The 20,005-nt window shown below is 49.1% G+C and carries 16 protein-coding genes; 15 read left to right on the top strand and 1 reads right to left on the bottom strand.

Features of this window, described 5'->3' with window-relative positions:
- Positions 1-20: 20 nt before the first annotated feature.
- On the top strand, positions 21-1,883 hold the full coding sequence (locus ASG93_RS08015) for a sensor histidine kinase (protein ID WP_056830653.1): 1,863 nt from the start codon (positions 21-23) through the stop codon (positions 1,881-1,883).
- Entirely contained in the window at positions 1,880-3,097 is a 1,218-nt protein-coding gene (locus tag ASG93_RS08020) for a response regulator transcription factor (RefSeq protein ID WP_056830655.1), read from the top strand. The genes ASG93_RS08015 and ASG93_RS08020 overlap by 4 nt, the downstream gene beginning before the upstream one ends.
- 92 nt (positions 3,098-3,189) lie before the next feature.
- Here the strand turns inward: ASG93_RS08020 and ASG93_RS08025 are convergent, their stop codons facing one another.
- On the bottom strand, positions 3,190-3,498 hold the full coding sequence (locus ASG93_RS08025) for a hypothetical protein (RefSeq protein ID WP_056830657.1): 309 nt from the start codon (positions 3,496-3,498) through the stop codon (positions 3,190-3,192).
- 833 nt (positions 3,499-4,331) lie between these two features.
- Between ASG93_RS08025 and pucL the strand changes: the two genes are divergently transcribed.
- The 13 genes from pucL (at position 4,332) to ASG93_RS08090 (ending at position 19,953) form a co-directional block, all read left to right on the top strand.
- Complete coding sequence (gene pucL, locus ASG93_RS08030) at positions 4,332-5,801, top strand: factor-independent urate hydroxylase (protein WP_056830659.1); 1,470 nt, start codon at positions 4,332-4,334, stop codon at positions 5,799-5,801.
- Positions 5,798-6,154 (top strand): hydroxyisourate hydrolase, encoded by a 357-nt coding sequence (uraH, locus tag ASG93_RS08035; RefSeq protein WP_056830661.1) that lies wholly within the window; start codon positions 5,798-5,800, stop codon positions 6,152-6,154. Before pucL ends, uraH begins: the two co-directional genes overlap by 4 nt.
- A gap of 48 nt (positions 6,155-6,202) precedes the next feature.
- A complete protein-coding gene (locus ASG93_RS08040; protein WP_056830663.1) occupies positions 6,203-7,597 on the top strand; it encodes an allantoinase in 1,395 nt (464 codons plus the stop codon).
- 1 nt (position 7,598) lies between these two features.
- Positions 7,599-8,879 (top strand): Zn-dependent hydrolase, encoded by a 1,281-nt coding sequence (locus ASG93_RS08045; RefSeq protein ID WP_056830665.1) that lies wholly within the window; start codon positions 7,599-7,601, stop codon positions 8,877-8,879.
- Positions 8,866-10,110 (top strand): pyridoxal-phosphate-dependent aminotransferase family protein, encoded by a 1,245-nt coding sequence (locus ASG93_RS08050; RefSeq protein WP_056830667.1) that lies wholly within the window; start codon positions 8,866-8,868, stop codon positions 10,108-10,110. The genes ASG93_RS08045 and ASG93_RS08050 overlap by 14 nt, the downstream gene beginning before the upstream one ends.
- Positions 10,104-11,699 (top strand): gamma-glutamyltransferase, encoded by a 1,596-nt coding sequence (gene ggt / locus ASG93_RS08055; RefSeq protein ID WP_056830668.1) that lies wholly within the window; start codon positions 10,104-10,106, stop codon positions 11,697-11,699. Before ASG93_RS08050 ends, ggt begins: the two co-directional genes overlap by 7 nt.
- Before the next feature lie 33 nt (positions 11,700-11,732).
- The gene (locus ASG93_RS08060) at positions 11,733-12,722 is read left to right on the top strand and encodes an XdhC family protein (protein ID WP_056830670.1); all 990 of its coding nucleotides are present in this window, start codon (positions 11,733-11,735) and stop codon (positions 12,720-12,722) included.
- A gap of 5 nt (positions 12,723-12,727) precedes the next feature.
- Positions 12,728-13,363, top strand: coding sequence for a nucleotidyltransferase family protein (locus tag ASG93_RS08065; protein ID WP_156410845.1), 636 nt, complete (start codon positions 12,728-12,730; stop codon positions 13,361-13,363).
- A gap of 670 nt (positions 13,364-14,033) precedes the next feature.
- On the top strand, positions 14,034-14,954 hold the full coding sequence (locus ASG93_RS08070; RefSeq protein ID WP_056830674.1) for an FAD binding domain-containing protein: 921 nt from the start codon (positions 14,034-14,036) through the stop codon (positions 14,952-14,954).
- Positions 14,938-17,322: a xanthine dehydrogenase subunit D gene (gene pucD, locus ASG93_RS08075; protein ID WP_056830676.1), complete on the top strand. Its 2,385-nt coding sequence runs from the start codon at positions 14,938-14,940 to the stop codon at positions 17,320-17,322. Before ASG93_RS08070 ends, pucD begins: the two co-directional genes overlap by 17 nt.
- A complete protein-coding gene (locus ASG93_RS08080; protein WP_056830678.1) occupies positions 17,315-17,800 on the top strand; it encodes a (2Fe-2S)-binding protein in 486 nt (161 codons plus the stop codon). The genes pucD and ASG93_RS08080 overlap by 8 nt, the downstream gene beginning before the upstream one ends.
- An 8-nt stretch (positions 17,801-17,808) precedes the next feature.
- Entirely contained in the window at positions 17,809-18,954 is a 1,146-nt protein-coding gene (locus ASG93_RS08085) for a BMP family ABC transporter substrate-binding protein (protein ID WP_235550781.1), read from the top strand.
- Positions 18,955-18,975: 21 nt separating this feature from the next.
- Positions 18,976-19,953 (top strand): aromatic ring-hydroxylating oxygenase subunit alpha, encoded by a 978-nt coding sequence (locus tag ASG93_RS08090; RefSeq protein ID WP_056830682.1) that lies wholly within the window; start codon positions 18,976-18,978, stop codon positions 19,951-19,953.
- Positions 19,954-20,005: the final 52 nt, after the last annotated feature.

The raw sequence follows: 20,005 nt of genomic DNA on the forward strand, positions 1-20,005 counted from the left end.
CAAATGATGAGGTGAAGCGCATGAAGATGTTCAAATGGATTACACTAAATAACTGGCCCATCCGTTATAAGTTAATCATGCACTTCTTGCTAATTAGCATTTTGCCTGCTATTTGTCTCGGTATTCTAATCGCGTTAGCGACGGATCGCATTATCGAAAAACAGGTTAATGAGCATACGTCTCAATTAATCGGCAATGTGAATAAATCGCTTGAAGCGTATGCAGGGAATTTGCAGAATATTACCTATTTCACTTCCTTTAACCCACAAGTCAGGCGGTTTCTAAGCGGGGATCCAGCCATTCCGGCATCGGAAACCTACGATATGCGGATATTCCTTCAAGGATTTACAACCCTGTACTCAGAAGTGGCGGGTATCCTGGTGGTGAATGCGAAGGGGGATTACATCAGTAACGAAATGTATGCCCGAACAACTCGGAGCCTAACCGAAGAAGGTTGGTATAAGGAAGCTGTTGATCAAAAGGGGATATTCAGTATCGTGGGTCATCCCTCCGGAAGAAATGTCACCACTCACGTTGACTACAAGGATGAGGATATTGTCTCCGTGGTTAGAGCGATTCTGGATCCCGAAACCCAAGCGGTCAAAGGCGTCATCCTTATTGATTTAAAGCTTAGGGTCATCGCAGAAACCGTACAGGACGTAAGCTTAGGCAAATCGGGCTACTTGATGGTTATAGATGATAAAGGCGAAAGTATCTATACACCGGACCATCCTCTTGTGAGCAAGTTTCAGCGAAGTTGGATTGACGAGAATCCCGCGGGTACTTTTTCTAAAACGATCGATAGCATCAACATGCAGTTCATTTATCGGAAATCCGCCTTTACGAATTGGACGACGGTGGGTGTATTTTCAACGCAAGAGACGGTCCGAGAGGTCCGAGAAATCCGCTTATATTTAATCACGTTTGTTTTCGTTGTATGCTTGCTCGGGATTGCGGCTTCCTATTATTTATCCTATACCATCTCGTTCCCCATTTGGCAGCTCACGTCATTCATGAGGAGAGCTGAGGATGGTAATCTGTCTATCCGTTTCAAGGATGAAAGAACAGATGAAGTCGGCATGCTGGGACGAAGCTTCAACCATATGCTGATGCAAATTACGAAGCTGATCGGTTTGGTCGAGAAGGAACAGCGGCAAAAGAGGGAAGCAGAACTGCGAAGTCTGCAAGCGCAAATTAAGCCGCATTTTTTATACAACACACTCGATACGATTCTATGGTTAGCTCGTAAAAGCGGAGCGCATGAAGTGACAGAAGTGGTCGATTCCCTATCAAGGCTTTTTCGCATAGGCCTTAGCAAGGGAAATGAAGTCATTACGCTTATGGAAGAATTCGAACACGTGAAGAGCTACCTCATCATTCAAAAAACAAGGTATAAGGAAAAATTGAATTATTCCATTGTCATTGACCCCTCGCTCCATCAGCTTTATGTGCTCAAATTGATTCTTCAACCGATTGTCGAGAATGCTATCTATCATGGGATTAAAGAGCGCCGTGGACCTGGTAATATCGATATACACGCTTGGAATGAGAATGAAAAAGTGGTCATCACGATTAGGGATAACGGAGCTGGAATGTCCGAGGAAAAGCTGGAACGTTTAAGACGAACCTTGGAAGCGGCTGCTTCTAAATCAAATCCGTCAGCAAGTGAGTATAAGCAGGATACGCCGCCTGTAAGCTTGCAGGATTCGTCATTTATAGTAACAAACCCTCAATCGGGTGAGGGGTATGGATTAACGAATGTACATGAACGAATTGTGATCAGCTTCGGAGAAGCTTATGGGGTATCCATCGAAAGCATAAAGGGAGAGGGAACAACCGTAACGATTACACATCCTGTTTTAAAAAGAGAGGTGCCCGTATGATCGTAAGTCCGCACTGGAAAGTATTGATTGCAGATGATGAATCGATCATTCGTGAAGGCATACTGAGTTCAATAAATTGGCAGCAGCTTGGCCTGGAGGTTGTGGCAGAGGCTGAAGACGGTGAAGAGGCCCTAGAGCTTGCGCGTCAGCATAATGTTCATATCCTCCTTGTTGATCTCAATATGCCCATAATGAACGGAATGTCATTGATCAAACATATGCGTGAGGAGCTGCCGGATTGCAAGATCATCATCATAACCGGACATGATGAGTTTGCCTATGCACAAGCAGCCATTCGCCTGGATGTGGATGATTATATCCTCAAACCGGTGAATCCCGCGCAGCTTGCTGATGTTTTAACGAAAATAACGAAGCAAATGGCTTCTTCCTTGGAGAAAGAAGAGCATTTGCAAATGGCTTCCAAACAGATCGAAAGGAACTTCTCGCTATTAAGAGAACGCTTCTGTCTGGAATGGATGGATGGGGGACTTAGTGAGGTTGAGATCAGAGAGCAGCTTGCGTTTCTCAAAATGCCCGATCGAGCGCCGAGCACGCTAGGCGTTATTCAATGGTCTGGGAATTCAAGAGGTAAGGAGCTTTTATCTGAAAGAGACCGGCAGCTATACTTGTTTGCCATTGAAAATATCGTTGAAGAGCTGTTATCTCCCTACACGCTGGTCAAATTTCGAGACCATTTGGGGATGCTGGTTGTACTCGTATGGGAACCGATGCCAGCAGATCATTTCGTGAAAATTGATGCAGCTGTGCAAACGTATTTGAAAATATCCATAGCCACTCAATTCCTGACAGACATAGAAGGCGTTACGGGTGTTTCTAACGTGTACCAGCAAGCGAGAACTTCCTTGTATAAAGAAGTCCATCTGTCTCCTTTTGTTCGTTTGGCGAAGGATTTTATTGCACAGAGATATAGCAACCCGGAAATAACACTGGAAATGATCGCCAATGAAATGAAGGTATCCCCTGTGTATTTGGGAAGAATATTTAAACAAGAAGTAGGTATACCTTTTGTGAATTTGCTTACGCATACGCGTATTAAACATGCGATTCATTACCTGAGTACAACGGATATGACGATAATTGAGATTTCTGAAAAAGTGGGCTATGACTCCCAGCATTATTTCAGTACAGCCTTTAAAAAAGTAGTAGGCATAGCGCCAAATCAGTACCGCAAAGAAGGAAGCATGCAGTCGTAATCGCCTAGTCAAGATAGTCGCTAAATTAAAATCCCCTCTAAGTAAACTTTAGTGTCAACTCTTAACACTGTCTACTTAGAGGGGATATTAGCTTAATATTTTGTTGCTTTTACATATGTATCATTTTTCTTTATAGCAACAGAATTTTTTTGATCAACACCCCATATTTTATATAATTTACTCCCTACTTCTGTGTCATTTGCTTCACCATTTTTTTGAGGCATAGGACTTACTTTTTTTCTTATTTCACCTATTTCATCTCCAATATCTTTTGATTCTACAATCTCAGTCGATACACCATAGATGGTATCGTCCCACATAAGTTGAGAAGGATATGTTCCTTTTTTAGCACAAGCAGTAAGCAATGCAAGCATTATAATCATACATACTAATTTTTTCATCTGAGGTCACCTCAACAAAAATTTTTTATAAATCGAATAATATAATTTCGCAACAAAATCCTCACCCTTTTCAAAATTAGGGTATCCTTCGGAAATAACTTTAACATCTTTAGTTCCCCCACGATCAATTCTAATTACCAGAAATCACTTTTAGTAGTCACTCCGTTTATTAAATATTTCTTTGATTAATTACATAAATCTACCACTATCTATCTTTTTTTGACAATATGAAAATACTACTATTATCTATCATGTAGTATCTGGATTCAATTGCATATAAGCTAAAATACGATCAATATCATTGGAGAAAATCCAATAGATTACTTGTTGAGACATGAGATATCGTACTTTCATTGGAAAAAATCCAATGGAATCCCAAATTCCCCATCCTAATTATCATTTGGAAGCAGTTTGATTGGAAAATATCCAATAGATCGTGTCATCTCTATGCGCAAATGAGTAAAACAGTGGATAATACTTCGAAGTGGAGAGTTTGTTGTGTTGGTTGACGATGCGCTTCAACAGGAAAGTGTATTAGAACGTCTCCAACATGTTGATTACAACACTTTGATCAAGAACGTAGCAGATGGCACGAGCGTCTTCATGAAGGGACTAAACATCAAAGCTTTAGAATCGCTTGTATGTTAATTGGTCAATCCGTAGTTTTTTACATAATGACACGAAAAGGTGCAGGCTCACAAAAAAAGTTGCCGGTGTTATGAAAGTTTACAAACTTCATTCATATAAATTGACCATGATACACAGCGGATTTACAATGAAACAAATCTTGATGAAGAATGGTTGGATTTTCATAGAAATAGAGGTGACGGGTAGTGAAGTTGACGCTGCATAAAGTGAATGATTTGAATCAGGAAGAATTCATCGATAGGTTCGGACCTCTATTTGAGCACTCACCTTGGGTGGCAGAGCGTGCTTGGAGCTCGCGGCCTTTTGCAGCGGAGCAGGATTTGATCAGTGCTTTGGAACGAGAGGTTTGGCGTGCTGATCGGGTGGAGCAGCTAGCACTGCTTAGGGCGCATCCAGACTTAGGGACGCGAGTGCGGATGACGGATGATTCTGTGCAGGAGCAGTCCGGTGCCGGTCTTGACCAGTTAACAGCTGAAGAATATGAACAGTTTCTAGCTTACAACAAGCAGTATACGGACGCCTTTCAGTTTCCTTTTATCATGGCGGTCAAGGGCCAGACCAAAGAGACGATTCGAGAAGCGATTCGCATTCGGATACAGCGAGATAAAGAAGAAGAATTCGGTAAAGCTTTGCAGGAGGTTTGTAAAATTGGGCGGTTCCGTCTAGAGGCACTGTTAGTCAATGAAGCGGAGGGGAAAGCGATGAGGCAGGGGAACGGATCAGAGAGAATCATGTACTATGGTAAAGGTGATGTATGGGTGTATCGTTCTTATGCGAAGCCGCTGACGAATCTGACGTTAATACCGGAATCGGGCTTTACCGGACGAGATAATGTGCTGTTTGGGATGAATATCAAGGTGGCGGTTAGCGGAGAGAAGTTCTTTACCTCTTTTACAGAAGGTGATAACTCGTTGGTTGTTGCCACAGACTCGATGAAGAATTTCATCCTGCGCAAAGCTGGAGAGTATGAAGGCGCTACTGCTGAAGGGTTTCTGGAGTTCGCCGGCCGCCACTTTCTAGAGACGTACCCACAGATGACAGGTGTGAAAATGACGGCAGATCAAGTATCTTTTGAAGTGCTGCCGGTTCCTGCTGCAAAAGGATTTGACGGAAGTGATCTTGTTTACCGTTATTCGCAAAATGAACACCCGACCGCGCTGGTTGAAGTCGTGCGCACAGATGAGGGGATCGCTACCCTAGATCTTGCAGGCGGCATAGCTGACTTGAAGCTGATTAAAGTAAAAGGAAGTTCCTTCGCGGGCTTCGTTCGAGATGAGTATACGACGCTTCCGGAATCTTTTGACCGTCCTTTATTTATTTTCTTAGACATTGCTTGGAGTTATGAAGAAGTGGCGGATGCACTGGACTCTGATCTCGGACGCTATGTGGCAGCTGAGCAAATTCGGGATATTGCGCATACCGTATTTCATGAACAACATTCACCGTCGATCCAAAATCTCATTTATCGAATCGGGCAGCGCTCGCTCACTCGTTTTCCTCAATTACAAGAAATTCGCTTTGAGTCTAACAATCGCACATGGGAAACGATTCTGGAGCAAGCTTCCGTTGGTGAAGGTAAGGTGTTTACAGAGCCTAGACCGCCGTATGGTTTCCAAGGCTTTTCCATGACAAAGAGAGACCTGGAGGGCCTATGATCGCTGGTTTAACATCGCACGTACTGGATATTAGCAGTGGACGACCGGCTAGTGGAGTGCGAATTGATTTGTTCCGTCTGCAAGAAGGGCGCTCAGACCTGCTTCGCTCGGAAGTGACGAATGCGGATGGACGCCTTCAGGGGCCGATGCTTAGCGGGGATGATTTTATACCGGGAATTTATGAGCTGGTCTTTCATATAGGAGATTATTTCAGAGGAATCTCTGCTAACCTTGCAGAGCCTGCATTCCTGGATCAAGTACCGGTTCGGTTTGGCATATCGGCTAAAGATGCTCATTATCATGTGCCGCTGCTCATCGCGCCATGGGGTTATAACACATATCGAGGAAGTTAACGCTGGCAGGATGGCTGCAGCATGAAAGACTCCGAGGGAGGGTTTCGTATGACTAACCAATTTGACCTCGTAATTCGGAAGGGTACCGTAGTCCTGAGAGAGGAAGTACGCCAGTTAGACATCGGTATTCAAGACGGCAAAATCGCTGCGCTAGGCGAAAACCTCACATACTCGGAGGATACACCTGTCTATGATGCGGAGCATTTGCACATTATGCCGGGGATGGTTGATGCGCATGTTCATTTCAATGAGCCGGCACTCGGTCACTGGGAAGGCTTTGCTACCGGATCAGCGGCGCTTGCGGCTGGCGGATGCACGACTTATATTGACATGCCGCTGAATGGCGTGCCTCCAACGGTTCGGCTAAATGCGCTTGAGCGGAAGCTGGAAGCGGCTGAAGGACATTCCTTGGTCGATTATGCGCTGTGGGGCGGACTTGTTCCCGGCAATGCGGGCAATCTTCAAGAGCTGGCTGAAGCTGGCGTCATTGGATTTAAGGCGTTCATGTCTTGTCCTGGCGGAGAAGGGGAAGATATATTCGCTGAAGTGGACGATGTGACCCTCCTGGAGGGAATGAAGGAGATTGCCCGTTTGGGTATGGTGTTAGCGCTTCATGCCGAAAGCGAGGAGATGGTATCCAAGCTGGCTGCGCAAGCTGTGAAGGAAGGCAGGCGCGAGCCGCTGGACTTCGTCGCGACGAGACCAATTGCAGCGGAGCTGGAAGCGGTGAATCGCGCACTGCTCTACGCCGAGGAGACGGGCTGCAAGCTGCACTTCGTGCATATTAGCAGCGCGGAAGCTGTGCACGCCATCACGGAGGCGAAGGCCAAAGGGCTGGACGTCACGGTGGAAACGTGTCCGCATTATTTAGTGCTTACTAGCGCCGATTTGGAGCGGCTAGGTCCAGTTGCCAAATGTGCGCCTCCGCTGCGCACACCCGAAGATCAAGCTCAGCTGTGGGCCGCGCTGGCAGCTGGGCAGCTGGACATCCTCGCCTCGGATCACTCACCTTGCCCAACGCATATGAAGCAAGGGGATTTCTTTGAGGCGTGGGGCGGGATATCCAGCGCGCAAAGCTCGCTGGAGCTCATGCTGGACGAAGGCTGCCTACGCAGAGAGGTGCCGCTGCCTATGTTGTCGCGGATGCTTTCTCTGGAGCCGGCTAAGCGGTTTGGGCTGCATCCCCGCAAAGGTGAAATCGCTGTAGGTGCGGACGCTGATCTAGCTCTAGTGGATATGAAGCTGAGTTATTCGCTTCAGGAAAGTGATTTATTTTACCGCCATAAACATAGTCCCTATGTAGGAAAAGAGTTCGGATGTCGAGTGAGGGCGACCTTCTTACGAGGTACTAAGGTCTATGAGCTTGGCGAAGGGGTAGCGGAGAAAGCAGACGGGATTTGGTTGCGCCGCTCAGCCGTGATCGGAGGTGAGGAAGGTGGCTAAAATGACACCAAACTCGCTGGATTTGCTGTCCCAATACGCCGAGCAGATGCTCGATGTACTGGAGAGGCTTTCCTCTTATGGGGCTGACTCAGGCGGGGGAGTTACCCGTTTGCTATATACGGAGCCATGGCTGCAGGCGCAGCAGGCTCTTACCCGGAAAATGCATGAGTTGGGGCTGGAAGCAGGCTTCGATGCTGTTGGTAATGTATTTGGTAAACTGCAAGGGAATAGCCAAGCCTTGAAATCGGTTCTCACAGGTTCGCATGTAGATACGGTGAAAAATGGCGGTAAATACGATGGGGCATACGGCGTAGTAGCCTCTATGATGGCACTTGGTTATTTGAAGGCGGTTTATGGGACACCGAAGCGAACTCTAGAAGTGGTTTCTTTTTGTGAAGAAGAGGGAAGTCGCTTCCCGCAAGCTTACTGGGGCTCAGGACATGTGACGGGTGTGAGGTCGCTGAATGGAGCTTCGGGGATTGTTGATCTAGAAGGTGTGACTCTGCTTGAGGCGATGCAGCAAGCTGGATTCGACACGGCAAGTGTAGGTGAACAACCTGCGAAGCGCGAAGGTATTGGAGCGTATATGGAGATTCATATCGAGCAAGGCTCTGTTCTGGAGTATAAGCAGAAACAGATCGGTGTAGTAACAGCTATCGTAGGTCAGATTCGGTTGACTGTAGTGGTAAAGGGGACCTCGAATCATGCCGGGACGACTCCGATGACGATGCGAAAAGATGCTCTTGCAGGAGCTGCTGAAATGGTGGCTTTGACGGAACGTCTGGCGCTGCAGGAGGGTGAGCCGCTTGTAGCTACCGTTGGGCGTTTGGAAGTGAAGCGGGGAACGTCGAACGTGGTGCCGGGGGAAGTTGAATTTACGCTGGATATTCGGCATACTGACGAGTGGAAGATGGATGCTTTTCGTACGAGATTGCTGGTTGAGTTCGAAGTAATCGCGATGCGAAGAGATCTTCAAATAGATACAATTGAAAATTTACATGCTTCGCCAGTGGCTATGCATGAAGGGATTTCGGCAGAAATTGAAGCTGTCTGCGATGCCCATGGGCTCCAGAGCATGCGGCTGCCGAGTGGGGCAGGGCATGATGCTCAGCTGTTCGGGCCCATATGTCCGACGGCAATGATCTTCGTTCCAAGTCGGGCAGGTATTAGCCACAGTCCTGATGAGTTTACGGAACCGGCCGATTTGGTCGCTGGTTTCCAAGTACTAGTGCATGTGTTATACCAATATGGCTATGGGGGGAAAGTAGATGAAATCTTATAAAGACTTGTCGCCCTCGCTGCGAACGATAATGACCCCTGGACCTGTAGAGGTCGACCCGCGGGTACTGCGGGCGATGTCTTATCCGATTCTGGGACAGTTCGATCCTGAATTCACTGAATTGATGAATGAAACCATGGAAATGCTTCGCGATGTATTTCAAACCAAAAATCAATGGGCTTTTCCGATAGATGGCACCTCGCGTTCTGGCATTGAGGCTGTTCTTGTGAGTGTGATTGAACCGGGGGACAAGGTGCTTGTTCCTATTTATGGCCGCTTTGGCAATCTGCTCGTCGAAATCTCGGAGCGCTGCGGTGCTGAGGTTGTCCTGCTGGAGAGAGAATGGGGCACGGTGTTCGACCCAGAGGAAATCATCGCTGCCGTACATCGGGAAAAACCGAGCATCGTTGCGATCGTCCACGGCGAAACCTCCACGGGTTGTATCCAACCGTTTGATGGCATCGGAGCAGCCTGTCGTGAAGTGGATGCCCTGCTCGTTGTTGATGCCGTCGCTACGATTGGCGGAGTTCCGGTTAAGACTGATGAGTGGCAGCTGGATGCTGTAATCGGCGGAACGCAAAAGTGTCTATCTGTCCCATCCGGGATGTCGCCAATTACGTATAACGAGCGAGTCGAAGCCAAGGTGTTGCGGCGCAAAACCATTGAACGGGGACTGCGTGAGAAAGGCTCAGCGGTGTCAGCTGGGAAGCCGGTCGCGAGCAACTATTTCGACCTCGGCCAACTTCAAGACTACTGGAGTCCGAAACGGCTCAACCATCATACGGAGGCAACTTCGATGCTGTACGCTTTGCGCGAAGGTCTGCGTCTTGTCCTGCAGGAAGGCCTAGAGGAGCGATTTTATCGTCATAAACGACATGAGGCTGCGTTAGTTGCAGGTCTTCAAGCAATGGGCTTATCGCTATATGGAAATCCAGACTGTAAGTTGACAGTTGTGACTTGCATCTGTATTCCAGACGGAATCGCTGGTGAATCCGTGCGTTCGATGCTGTTAAATAGTTTCGGGATTGAAATCGCCAGTTCTTTCGGACCTCTGAAGGGTCAAATTTGGCGAATCGGCACGATGGGCTTTAGCTGTAATCAAAAAAACGTGCTCCACGTGCTCGGTGCACTGGAAGCCGTTCTTCTATGGCACGGAGCCGATATTACAGTCGGCAAGGCTTTGCAAGCAGCGTTAACGTTATATGCTCGTAAAGAGGAGGGGCTGCCATGTTAAACATTATGCCTCGAGCCGAGCGTGCCATGATTGCTACGCCTCATTATTTGGCTAGCAGTGTGGGAAGTGCCATTTTGCAGCAGGGAGGCAATGCGTTTGATAGCGCGATTGCGATCAGTGCGACATTAGGAGTCACCTACCCACATATGACGGGGCTTGGCGGCGATGCCTTTTTCCTCATGCACGATGCTGCGGCGGGCACCTTTACGGGCTTTAATGGAAGCGGGAAGTCAGCTGCGCAGGCGACGCCTGATTTTTACAAAGATAAAGGGTTAAATACGATTCCCCAAAGAGGAATTCTAAGCGCGATAACCGTTCCGGGCATGGTCGATGCCTGGTGGCAAGTATGGGAGAAATACGGGAAGCTGCCGTGGGAGAAGCTGTTTGATCCAGCGATTGCTTATGCGGAAAACGGTTTTCCTATCTCGCGTAATTTGTTTTTTTGGATGCGCAAAGACGAGGCTTTCATTCGGGCTTCCGAGCAGCTGAGTGCCTTATATATGGCGAATGGCGAGCTTTTGAAGGAAGGGGATCGTCTTGTTCAGAAAGATATGGCCCAAACGTTACGTATCGTTCAACGAGAAGGTAAAGAGGCCTTTTATAAGGGTTCCTTGATGCAAACTATGATTGATAGCATTCAGCGGGATGGCGGATTGCTGCAGGAAGATGATTTCCGTACTTATTCGGGAGAATGGGTGGAATTGCTTTCGACAACCTACCGTGGGTATGACATTTATCAAATGCCGCCGAATTCACAAGGATTCACGGCGCTCATGATGATGAATATGCTGGAAAATATAGAGGTAAGCAGCGTTCCGCGGGCCTCCGCGAACTTTTATCATATCATGTCAGAAGTGATCAAAAAGGCGTTCAAAGACCGTGATCTTTACTTGACGGATCCTCGTTTTCGGGAAATTCCGCTGGAGCGCCTGCTTTCAAAAGCCTATGCGGCGGAGCTCTGGAATGAGATTCAGGCAGAACCTCTCAAGGTGAGTGAACACCTCTCACCAGCAATCGGGCAAGATACGGCTTATGCGGCTGTTGTTGATGATGAAGGGAATTCGGTTTCATTTATCCAAAGCTTGTATTTCGACTTCGGTGCTGCTTACGTACCAGGCGATACGGGCATTATTATGCAAAATCGAGGTTCTTTTTTCTCACTGGATCCTGCGTGTGCGAACGTTCTAGAGCCGAATAAAAGGTCGTTTCATACGCTAATGCCTGCCATGGTGAGCAAAGCGGGGAAACCTTACATGCTTTTTGGGACACAGGGTGGAGAAGGCCAGCCACAAACACAGCTTTCCATACTCACTGGCGTGCTGGATTATGGTTTGTCCATTCAAGAAGCTATATCGCTGCCGCGTTGGGTATACGGCCGTACGTGGGGGGAAGATGACGATGCGTTGAAGCTCGAGCACCGTCTGGACGGCGATGTGTATACGCGTTTGAAAAAATGGGGGCATCGAGTTGAACCCGTGAACCCTTGGGATGGGATTATGGGGCAAGCGCAGGGTATTGTGATTGATGAGAAGGGTTTCATGAGCGGTGCTGCCGATCCTCGGGGCGACGGTTTAGCCATCGGTTGGTAGGAGAATAAATCCATAAGCGAGGTGCGATGAGTGATGGAGGCTTATGACATTTTGCAAGCGGTGGAGAGTAATGCGCAGGCGCGTGTATTAGCGACGGTTATTCATGTGGAGGGCCATGCTTATCGCAAGCAAGGAGCAGTTATGCTGCTGATGGCGGATGAAAGCTCGCTAGGCAATATTTCTCCCGGCTGTTTGGAAGCAGATCTATCCTCATATGTACCTGCTGTATGGGAGTCGCAAAAACCGCAAATGGTGGAGTACGACATGAGACCGGCGGACGATTTCGGCTGGGGCGAAACGATTGGGTGCGGCGGGTTGATTCGTATCCTGCTGGAGCCTGTTTCCGGGGAACTGCTTGTTAACCTGCTGGCGGCAAAAGCCAGCTTGGACCGCGGGGAGTCCGTACAGCTGCTGCGCACATTCTCGGATGGGTATTCGAATATAACCTATACGTTGTGTGATCCCGTTGAGGGAGTGCCATCTGATCGACACGCTGGGTATGTCTCGCTGTTTACGCCGAAGCCGAGGGTTATTGTGTTTGGGGCGAATCCAGATGCGATTCCGCTTGCTCAAATGGCGGCCAGTGTTGGGTTTCGCGTGGTGGTAGCGGACTGGAGGGAAGCTTTCTGCAATGAGGAGCTTTTTCCGGGGTTGGAGACGGTTGTGGCTTTCCCTGAGAAATTGGTGGAACAACTGGAGCTGAATGAGCAGGATTACGTCATCGTCATGAGTCACCAGTTTGAGAAGGATTCAGCCTTCGTACGAGGAGCTATGGAGTCAAGACTGCGTTATCTCGGTATCATGGGTTCGAGGGTTCGAACAGAGAAGATGCTTGAAGGACTAGAGCGGCCGGATTGGCTGCATTATCCCGTTGGTTTAGACATTGGCTCGGAAGGCCCTGTTGAAAATGCAGTCAGCATAGCAGCTGAATTGATACGTATGAAGCGTGGTGTTCGCACGACTGCAGAGTGGACCTCCGCTGTAGCCATGGGGCGAGATATCCAAAGCTGCCGCCCTTGGTGAGCATTGTGAAGAAGAAGATCGTTGGCGTGTACTTGGCGGCAGGCAGCAGCAGACGGATGGGGACAGCGAAGCAATCGCTAGAAATGGTCGAAGGAGTACGGCTTGGCGGTGTTGCTTTACTGCAAGCTCTTCATTCTGAACTGCATAGTGTGGTTGTTGTCGTACGTGTTGGTGACTCCTTGGATTGGTTGCCAAAAGAAGTTCACATGCATATGTTATTAGGCAGATGCCGTATTGAGAGATGTGCGAACGCTGAAAGCGGGATGGCGCACTCACTGCGCACGGGGATCCAGGTGGCAGAAGAGATGAGTGCAGATGGCGTCTTAGTCCTGTTGGCGGATCAGCCTTTCGTAGATGGTCAGATGCTATTACGACTTATGAATGCGTTTAATAAGGAAGCGGGTTACGATTATATCGCCAGCGGGGATAAGGGGATGCCGAAGCCTCCTGTTATTTTGGGGCGAGGGATGTGGCCGGCTGCTGCTGCCTTGGAAGGGGATGCCGGAGCGCGATCCTTGTTTCACTTACCTGCATTCCGTGGTCAAATTGTGGAAGAGGATAACCAGGTGAAATTTATGGATGTTGATACATTGGATCGTTATGAACAGGCGAAAAAAATATATTTGCTCCATTGTATGTAAACTTAAATGACATAAAAGAGGGGATGAGTGCATTATTACTAATAATGCGCTATTTTTTATACAAAAACACAAAATGGTGTTAAGTAAGTTGACGCGGTTTTTGAAAATTGTTTATAGTATATCTAATTTATATGCGGATGGCTTTTGAGTGATGGTGGGTAAGTAAAGTAGATGGTGTTTGATGGGCATAGGATGAATAATGGCATGAGCTGCAYGGAATGAGTGACATGRRATGAGCTGCATGGAATGAACTGCATGGAATAAGTGACATGGAATGAGCTGCATGGAATGAGCTGCACGGAATGAGTGACATGAGATGAGCTGCATGGAATGAGTGACATGAGATGAATTTATGACTGTGAAAATTATTCGGGGAACGTGGGTTCGCTATTTACCGAGAAACGTTCGATTTCATGAGGAAAAGGAACGACGATTCGTTATTTCGTTGTTTTTGCCTTAAAAGAGCACGAATTTACTCAATTAAGTACTCACGTTCCGCGAATTCGAATGATTGGGCGCTTTTACCTAATATAGAGGATCGTCGTTCCTCAAAAGCAGGCAGTTCCAACGAAAAGTGCGCAGTAACAGTTACGAAACCAGTTTTCTCGGAAAAAAGAGTAACGGTTACGAAGCCAGTTTTTCTAAAGACAAACTCTTAGGAGGGTTGTTTATGTCAGTTCCTTTGTATCAGCTACCAGAGCAGCAGCCTTCCGTATGGCAGCCTACGAGCGTAGAGGAAGCCATGCGTTTGAAGCATAAATGGGGAGATGACTCGGTACTTATTGCTGGGGGAACCTGGCTGCGTACTCGCTGGGAAAACGGCCATTCACCGATCCCACAGCATCTGATTAGCCTTGGAAATATTTCATCTCTCTCGGGATTAACGGTCGATTCTCTAGGGAGAATTCTTGTAGGGCCAGCCCTTTGTTTAGCTGATTTGATGAAAAATGAGCTGGTTAGGCAAAGATGCGGGCTCCTAGTGCAAGCCTGCTCGGAGATCGCAGCGCCATCTGTTCGTAATTTAGCCTCTATAGGAGGCAACGTAATGTCACGAACGGGGGACCTCATTCCTGTATTGCTTGTCATGGATGCCCAAATCATTTGCTCGGATGGGCAGAATGAACGTTCTCTGGCGCTGATGGAGTGGCTGGAGAGTCCGATTTCGAGCCAGAACGAGGTAATGACTGGGATTGTGCTGCCAATAGCAGCTCAGATGAATGCGGAAGAGGGAAGTATCTACGAGTTTTATCTAAAGGTGGGACGCAGAGAAGCGTTCACCCCATCAGTTGTAACGGTAGCTGGGAGGGTGGCGCTAGGTACGGATGGAACCCTCACAAGCATTGCACTAGCTGCGGGTGGAGGAAACGCTGTTCCTGCAAGGTTTAAGACTCTGGAGGCAGCTGCCATTGGTCAGCCTTTATCCAAGGAGCTTCTGAAGTATCTGCATAAGGGCGTGTTCGCGGAGTTAGATGCTGTGGCTGATGATTATGCCGGTGTAACTTATCGCAAGCAGACGGCGGCGAATCTCATCGTTTCTGAATGCTATAAAGCGTGGCAAAAAGGGGGCGGAGCGGATGCTCCTAAATCGTGATGTGTATGCGAAAAAGTGGATTATCCGACCTGACGGTGAAGAGAAGGTAACCGGAAAGCTCCGATATCTCACGGATTTAACCGCACCCGGCATGCTGCATGGGAAGGTGCTTCGCAGTCGTTACCCTCATGCATGGATTCTTTCCATCGATACAAGCAAGGCGGTCATGACACCGGGTGTGCGCGTCGTGATAACGGCAGAGGATGTGCCGGGTATGAATTTATTCGGCATTGCCTTCCCGCATCAGCCTGTGTTCTGTCATGATCGGGTTCGTTACATTGGAGACGCTTTGGCGGCGGTAGCTGCGGATACGGAAGAGATCGCTGAATATGCGCTTAGCTTGATCGAGGTTGTTTATGAGCCGCTGCCTGTTGTTGATGATCCGGAAACGGCGCTAGACCTGGGCGTTGTTATGCTGCATCCCGATGGCAATCTGCTGCACCGAACTAGCTTGAAGCATGGGGAGGCGGAAGCGGCGTTCGAGGGGTGTGCGCATATTGCCCAGGAGACGTACTTTACACCTCGTCAAATGCACACCTATATGGAAACGGAGGGCGGTTTATTTATCCCAGAGGATGACGGCCGATTGACGGTTTATTCGCCGACGCAGCATGGCTACAAGGATCGGATGCAGCTCTCACGGATTCTAGGGATGGCAGAAGAGCAAATTCGGGTAGTATCTAGTCCGATTGGCGGATCGTTCGGCGGTAAGGATGAACTCAATGTGCAGCCGTTCGGTGCCTTAATGGCACTGAAGACGGGATCTCCGATCAAGATGCACAATTCGCGTCGTGAATCTGTCATATCTGGTATCAAACGGCATCCGATGCGGATTAGGATGAAGACCGGCGTGGATCAAGAGGGACGACTCGTCGCGCATCAAGTCAGCATTCTTGCGGATACAGGTGCCTATGCAACCTTGGGTTGTGAGGTATTGAATTTTGCTACGGAACATGCGATAGGACCTTATAACATTCCGAATGTAGATATTCAGGGGACGAGTGTATATACGAATAACGGCGTATCCGGTGAGTTTCGGGGCTTTGGCGGCAATCAGGTGATTTTTGCCATTGAGAGCCAAATCGAGCGGTTAGCCGAGAAGCTAGGAATGGACTCCTGGGAGCTGCGCAAGCTGAACTTGCGTGCTCCGGGTGACCCGGGGCCGATGGGGCAGCAGATTGTGCAAACCGAGGGCGCGAACCAAGTGTGGAGCAAGGTGAAGGAGTCGCCGCTATGGGCGAAGCGCGGGAAGCCGGAGCAGGGAGGCGAAGGAGCGGTACAGCAGGGCGGGGGCGAGGAGCAACAGGATCAAGCGGAGAGGCAGCAGGGTGACGAGCGGAAAGACAAAGGCGAAGATCAAGCCCCGTGGATCCGCCGGGGCGTCGGCGCAGCGATGGTGATGCACGGCGCCGGGCTCGGCCTAGGCATCCCGGACCACTCCGGCGGCCGCATCGAGCTTACGCCGGAGGGCAAGATCCAGGCCTCCTTCGGCTTCGAGGAGTTCGGGCAAGGGCTCTATGCAGCGCTCACGTTGATGCTGCAAGACTTTTTCGGCTGCGCCGCCGAAGACATCCGCATCGTCATCGGCGATACGGATCGCGTGCCGAGCAGCGGATCCAGCACCGCTTCACGCGCCACCACGATGATGTGGCGCGCACTGCAGCGGCTGAAGCCGCCGTTCGTGCAGGCGCTGCTTCAGCAGGCGTCTGCCCTCGCCGGCCTCGCAGCCGAAGAACTGGCAACCGGCGCAGGCGGAATTCATCGCAAAGGCGATGAATCGGGCACGCCGGTTGTAACGTATGCGGAGTTGGCGGAGGCTGCGGATGCAGCAGCCAAGCCAATCATCGCGCATACGGAGTTCGACTACCCGACGACGCCGGAAGGGCTGGTCGGCGCTCATTATTTATACTCCTACGCATCCGTCATCGTGGAAGTGGAAGTGAACATGCTGACGGGGCGAGTGAAGGTACTGCAAACCGATCACGTCATTGCAGCCGGTCCTGTCATTAATCCGATGGGGTTCCTCGGACAGATCGAGGGCGGCAGCGTAATGGCGTTGGGATATACGTTAACTGAGGATGCCGTCATGAAGGAGAGCAAATACGTACGGCACAATTTGGACACGTACTTGGTGCCAACCTTCAAGGATAGCCCTCATACCATTCGGGTAGAAGCGATCGAAGATTTACCCGAGAGTGACACATTTGGCCCGCGTGGGGTTGGCGAAATCGGCTCCGTCGGCTTGGCCCCGGCCATTACCGCAGCGGTCCGGCAAGCAACGGGTATCTGGGTAAATCGGCTCCCAATTTCACCGGAAAACATCGTGCAGTCCATCGACTGGTTAGAAGGGGTGGAGGCCATTGATTAATACAACTTATGTGCTTGAATGTTCCATTAATGGCAAGGCTGTCTCGGTACCTGTCCCTGCTTCCAAAAGGATGTCGGATATCCTGCGCGATGACTTGCTTTTAACAGGAACCAAAGTTTCTTGTGAGATAGGGCGATGCGGGGCCTGCATGGTACTGCTTGATGGTAAACCCGTTAATTCTTGTTTGCTTATGGCTTATCAAGCGGCGGGAAAGGAAGTAACGACCATTGAGGGGATATCGGCAGGGGAAGAGCTGCATCCCGTTCAGCAAGCTATGTTAGAGGAAGGAGGGCTGCAGTGCGGTTATTGTACCGCTGGTATGGTCGTTACGCTTACGGCTTTATGGGAAGAGAATCCTACCCCGACTAGGGCGGAGGCCGAAGAGGCACTGTGCGGCAATATATGCCGATGCACGGGCTACGAAGGCATTTTCAGAGCAGTAGAAAGATGTGGTTTGTCGATAAAAAGAGAGGGGTAGAAACCATTATGACCAAAAAATGGATGTTTTCCTTAACAGCTATCTTACTTATGATCCTAACCGCTTGCTCTGGACAATCAACTACGACTAGCACCACGACCGCACCTAATGCGTCCCCTGCTTCAACCCCAGCTGCCAATGCAACACTCCAAACTGAGAAAAAGCTGCCTAGAGTCGCCTTTGTCTATATCGGAGTTCCCGGTGATGGAGGCTGGACCTACGAGCACGATCAAGGCCGTTTAATGATGGAAAAAGAACTCGGCATCAAAGCGACAACAGTTGAAAATATTCCTGAAGGTCCTGATGCGGAGCGTGTTTTTGAAGAGTTGGCACAGAAGAACGATATCATTTTCGGAACATCCTTTGGTTATATGGACCCGATGTACAACGTAGCTCAAAAGCACCCGAAGGTCACATTCCTACATTCAACTGGCTATAAAACACTGCCTAACCTAGGGACATACATGGGGCGCGAATACCAAAGTGCTTATCTCGTAGGTATGGCGGCCGGTAAAATGACTAAGAACAATCACATAGGTTATGTCGGCGCATTCCCAATTCCAGAAGTTATTTATACCATTAATGCTTTTACCCTTGGCGCACAAAGCGTTAATCCGGACATTGATGTGTCTGTGGTTTGGAGCAATACTTGGTTCGATCCGGCGACAGAGAAGCAAGCTGCGATTTCTTTGCTGGATAAGGGCGTTGATGTTTTGGCGGCGTACCAAGATTCACCTGCAAGTATTCAAGCGGCAGCGGAACGAAAAGTGTGGGGGATTGGAAACGATTCGGATATGGGCCGATTTGCGCCAGAGACGTATATTTCGAACCCGAAATGGAACTGGGGACCTTACTATGTGCAGACGGTTAAAAGTGTCATGGACGGGACTTGGAAATCCGGCGCATATTTCGGAAGCATGAAAGACGGCATTACAGATATAGCTCCACTAGGTAAAAATGTGCCAGCCGACGTTAAGGCCCTTGTTGAGAAGAAGAGGCAAGATATTTTGAACGGTACCTTCGAAGTATTCCAAGGACCTATCGTGGATCAAGATGGCAAGACGCGTTTTGAACAGGGTAAAAAGATGACTGACGAAGAGATTCTGGGCACAACCTGGTTTGTTAAGGGCATTAAGGGTGTCATTCCTAAATAGGTGTGAGAGGATGTTACGACAATGACGATACAAGATATTGCTTTGATTGATGAGTGGCATCCGGTGTTATTGTCGTCAGATCTGTTAGATAAGCCTATACCTGTCATTGTGTTAGGTGAAAAAGTGGCTGTATTCCGCACTTCGCAAGGCGTTCACGCCTTCAAAGACTTATGCATACATCGGGGAGTACCGTTATCGCTGGGCAAAGTGAAGGGGGATGAACTCGTCTGTGCTTACCACGGTTGGTCATACAACGGCTGCGGTACTTGTACGCGAATTCCGTCGCTGCCTGCTGATCGGGCGATTCCCTCCAAGGCGAAAGCGTTCGTTTACACAAGTGTAGAGGCACACGGGTTCATTTGGGTGAGCTTGGGTAAACCTGTTCATTCTCTACCAAAAGTAAGTTCGTTTATCCCTGACGGCTTCAAAGAAGTCATCATGGGACCTTACACCCTGCAAGCTGCAGGACCTCGTATTATAGAGAACTTCCTCGACGTATCCCACCTGATGTTTGTACATGAGGGTCTGCTGGGTGATAGTGAATTCGCCGAAATTGGCGATTATCAGGTTAATGAGGAGGACGGTGTCCTTACTTCAGAGGAAATCGTCGTCTATCAACCCGATCCGGATGGAACGGGGCGCGGCGTACATAGCCGATACGTATACGAAGTGTTCGGTCCGCTCTGTGTCGCTTTTACCAAAAGAGATCGCGATTCGGATCACATCTTCCGGTTGTTCTTGATGGTGCTGCCGGAAACGGAGCAGACGAGCAAAGCGTTCATGTTAAAGCAGAGGAACTATGCTTATGAGGAACCTGACGAGGTTTTCGTTCAGTTCCAAGATCTGCTCATTGAGCAGGATCGTGAAATGGTCGAAAACCAGAAGCCTGAGCTGCTGCCGCTCGATCTTCAGGCGGAGCTGCATCTGAATACAGATCGCTTGAGCATCGCGTACCGCAAGCGGCTTCGGGAACTGGGCGTTACTTTCGGGACGGCTTAGGGAACGGAAAGAAAGCAGTTTTTGTGCGCTAAGCGAGGCTGTAACGATGTTT

The sequence above is a fragment of the Paenibacillus sp. Soil787 genome (assembly GCF_001429545.1).
GTDB lineage: Bacteria > Bacillota > Bacilli > Paenibacillales > NBRC-103111 > Paenibacillus_E.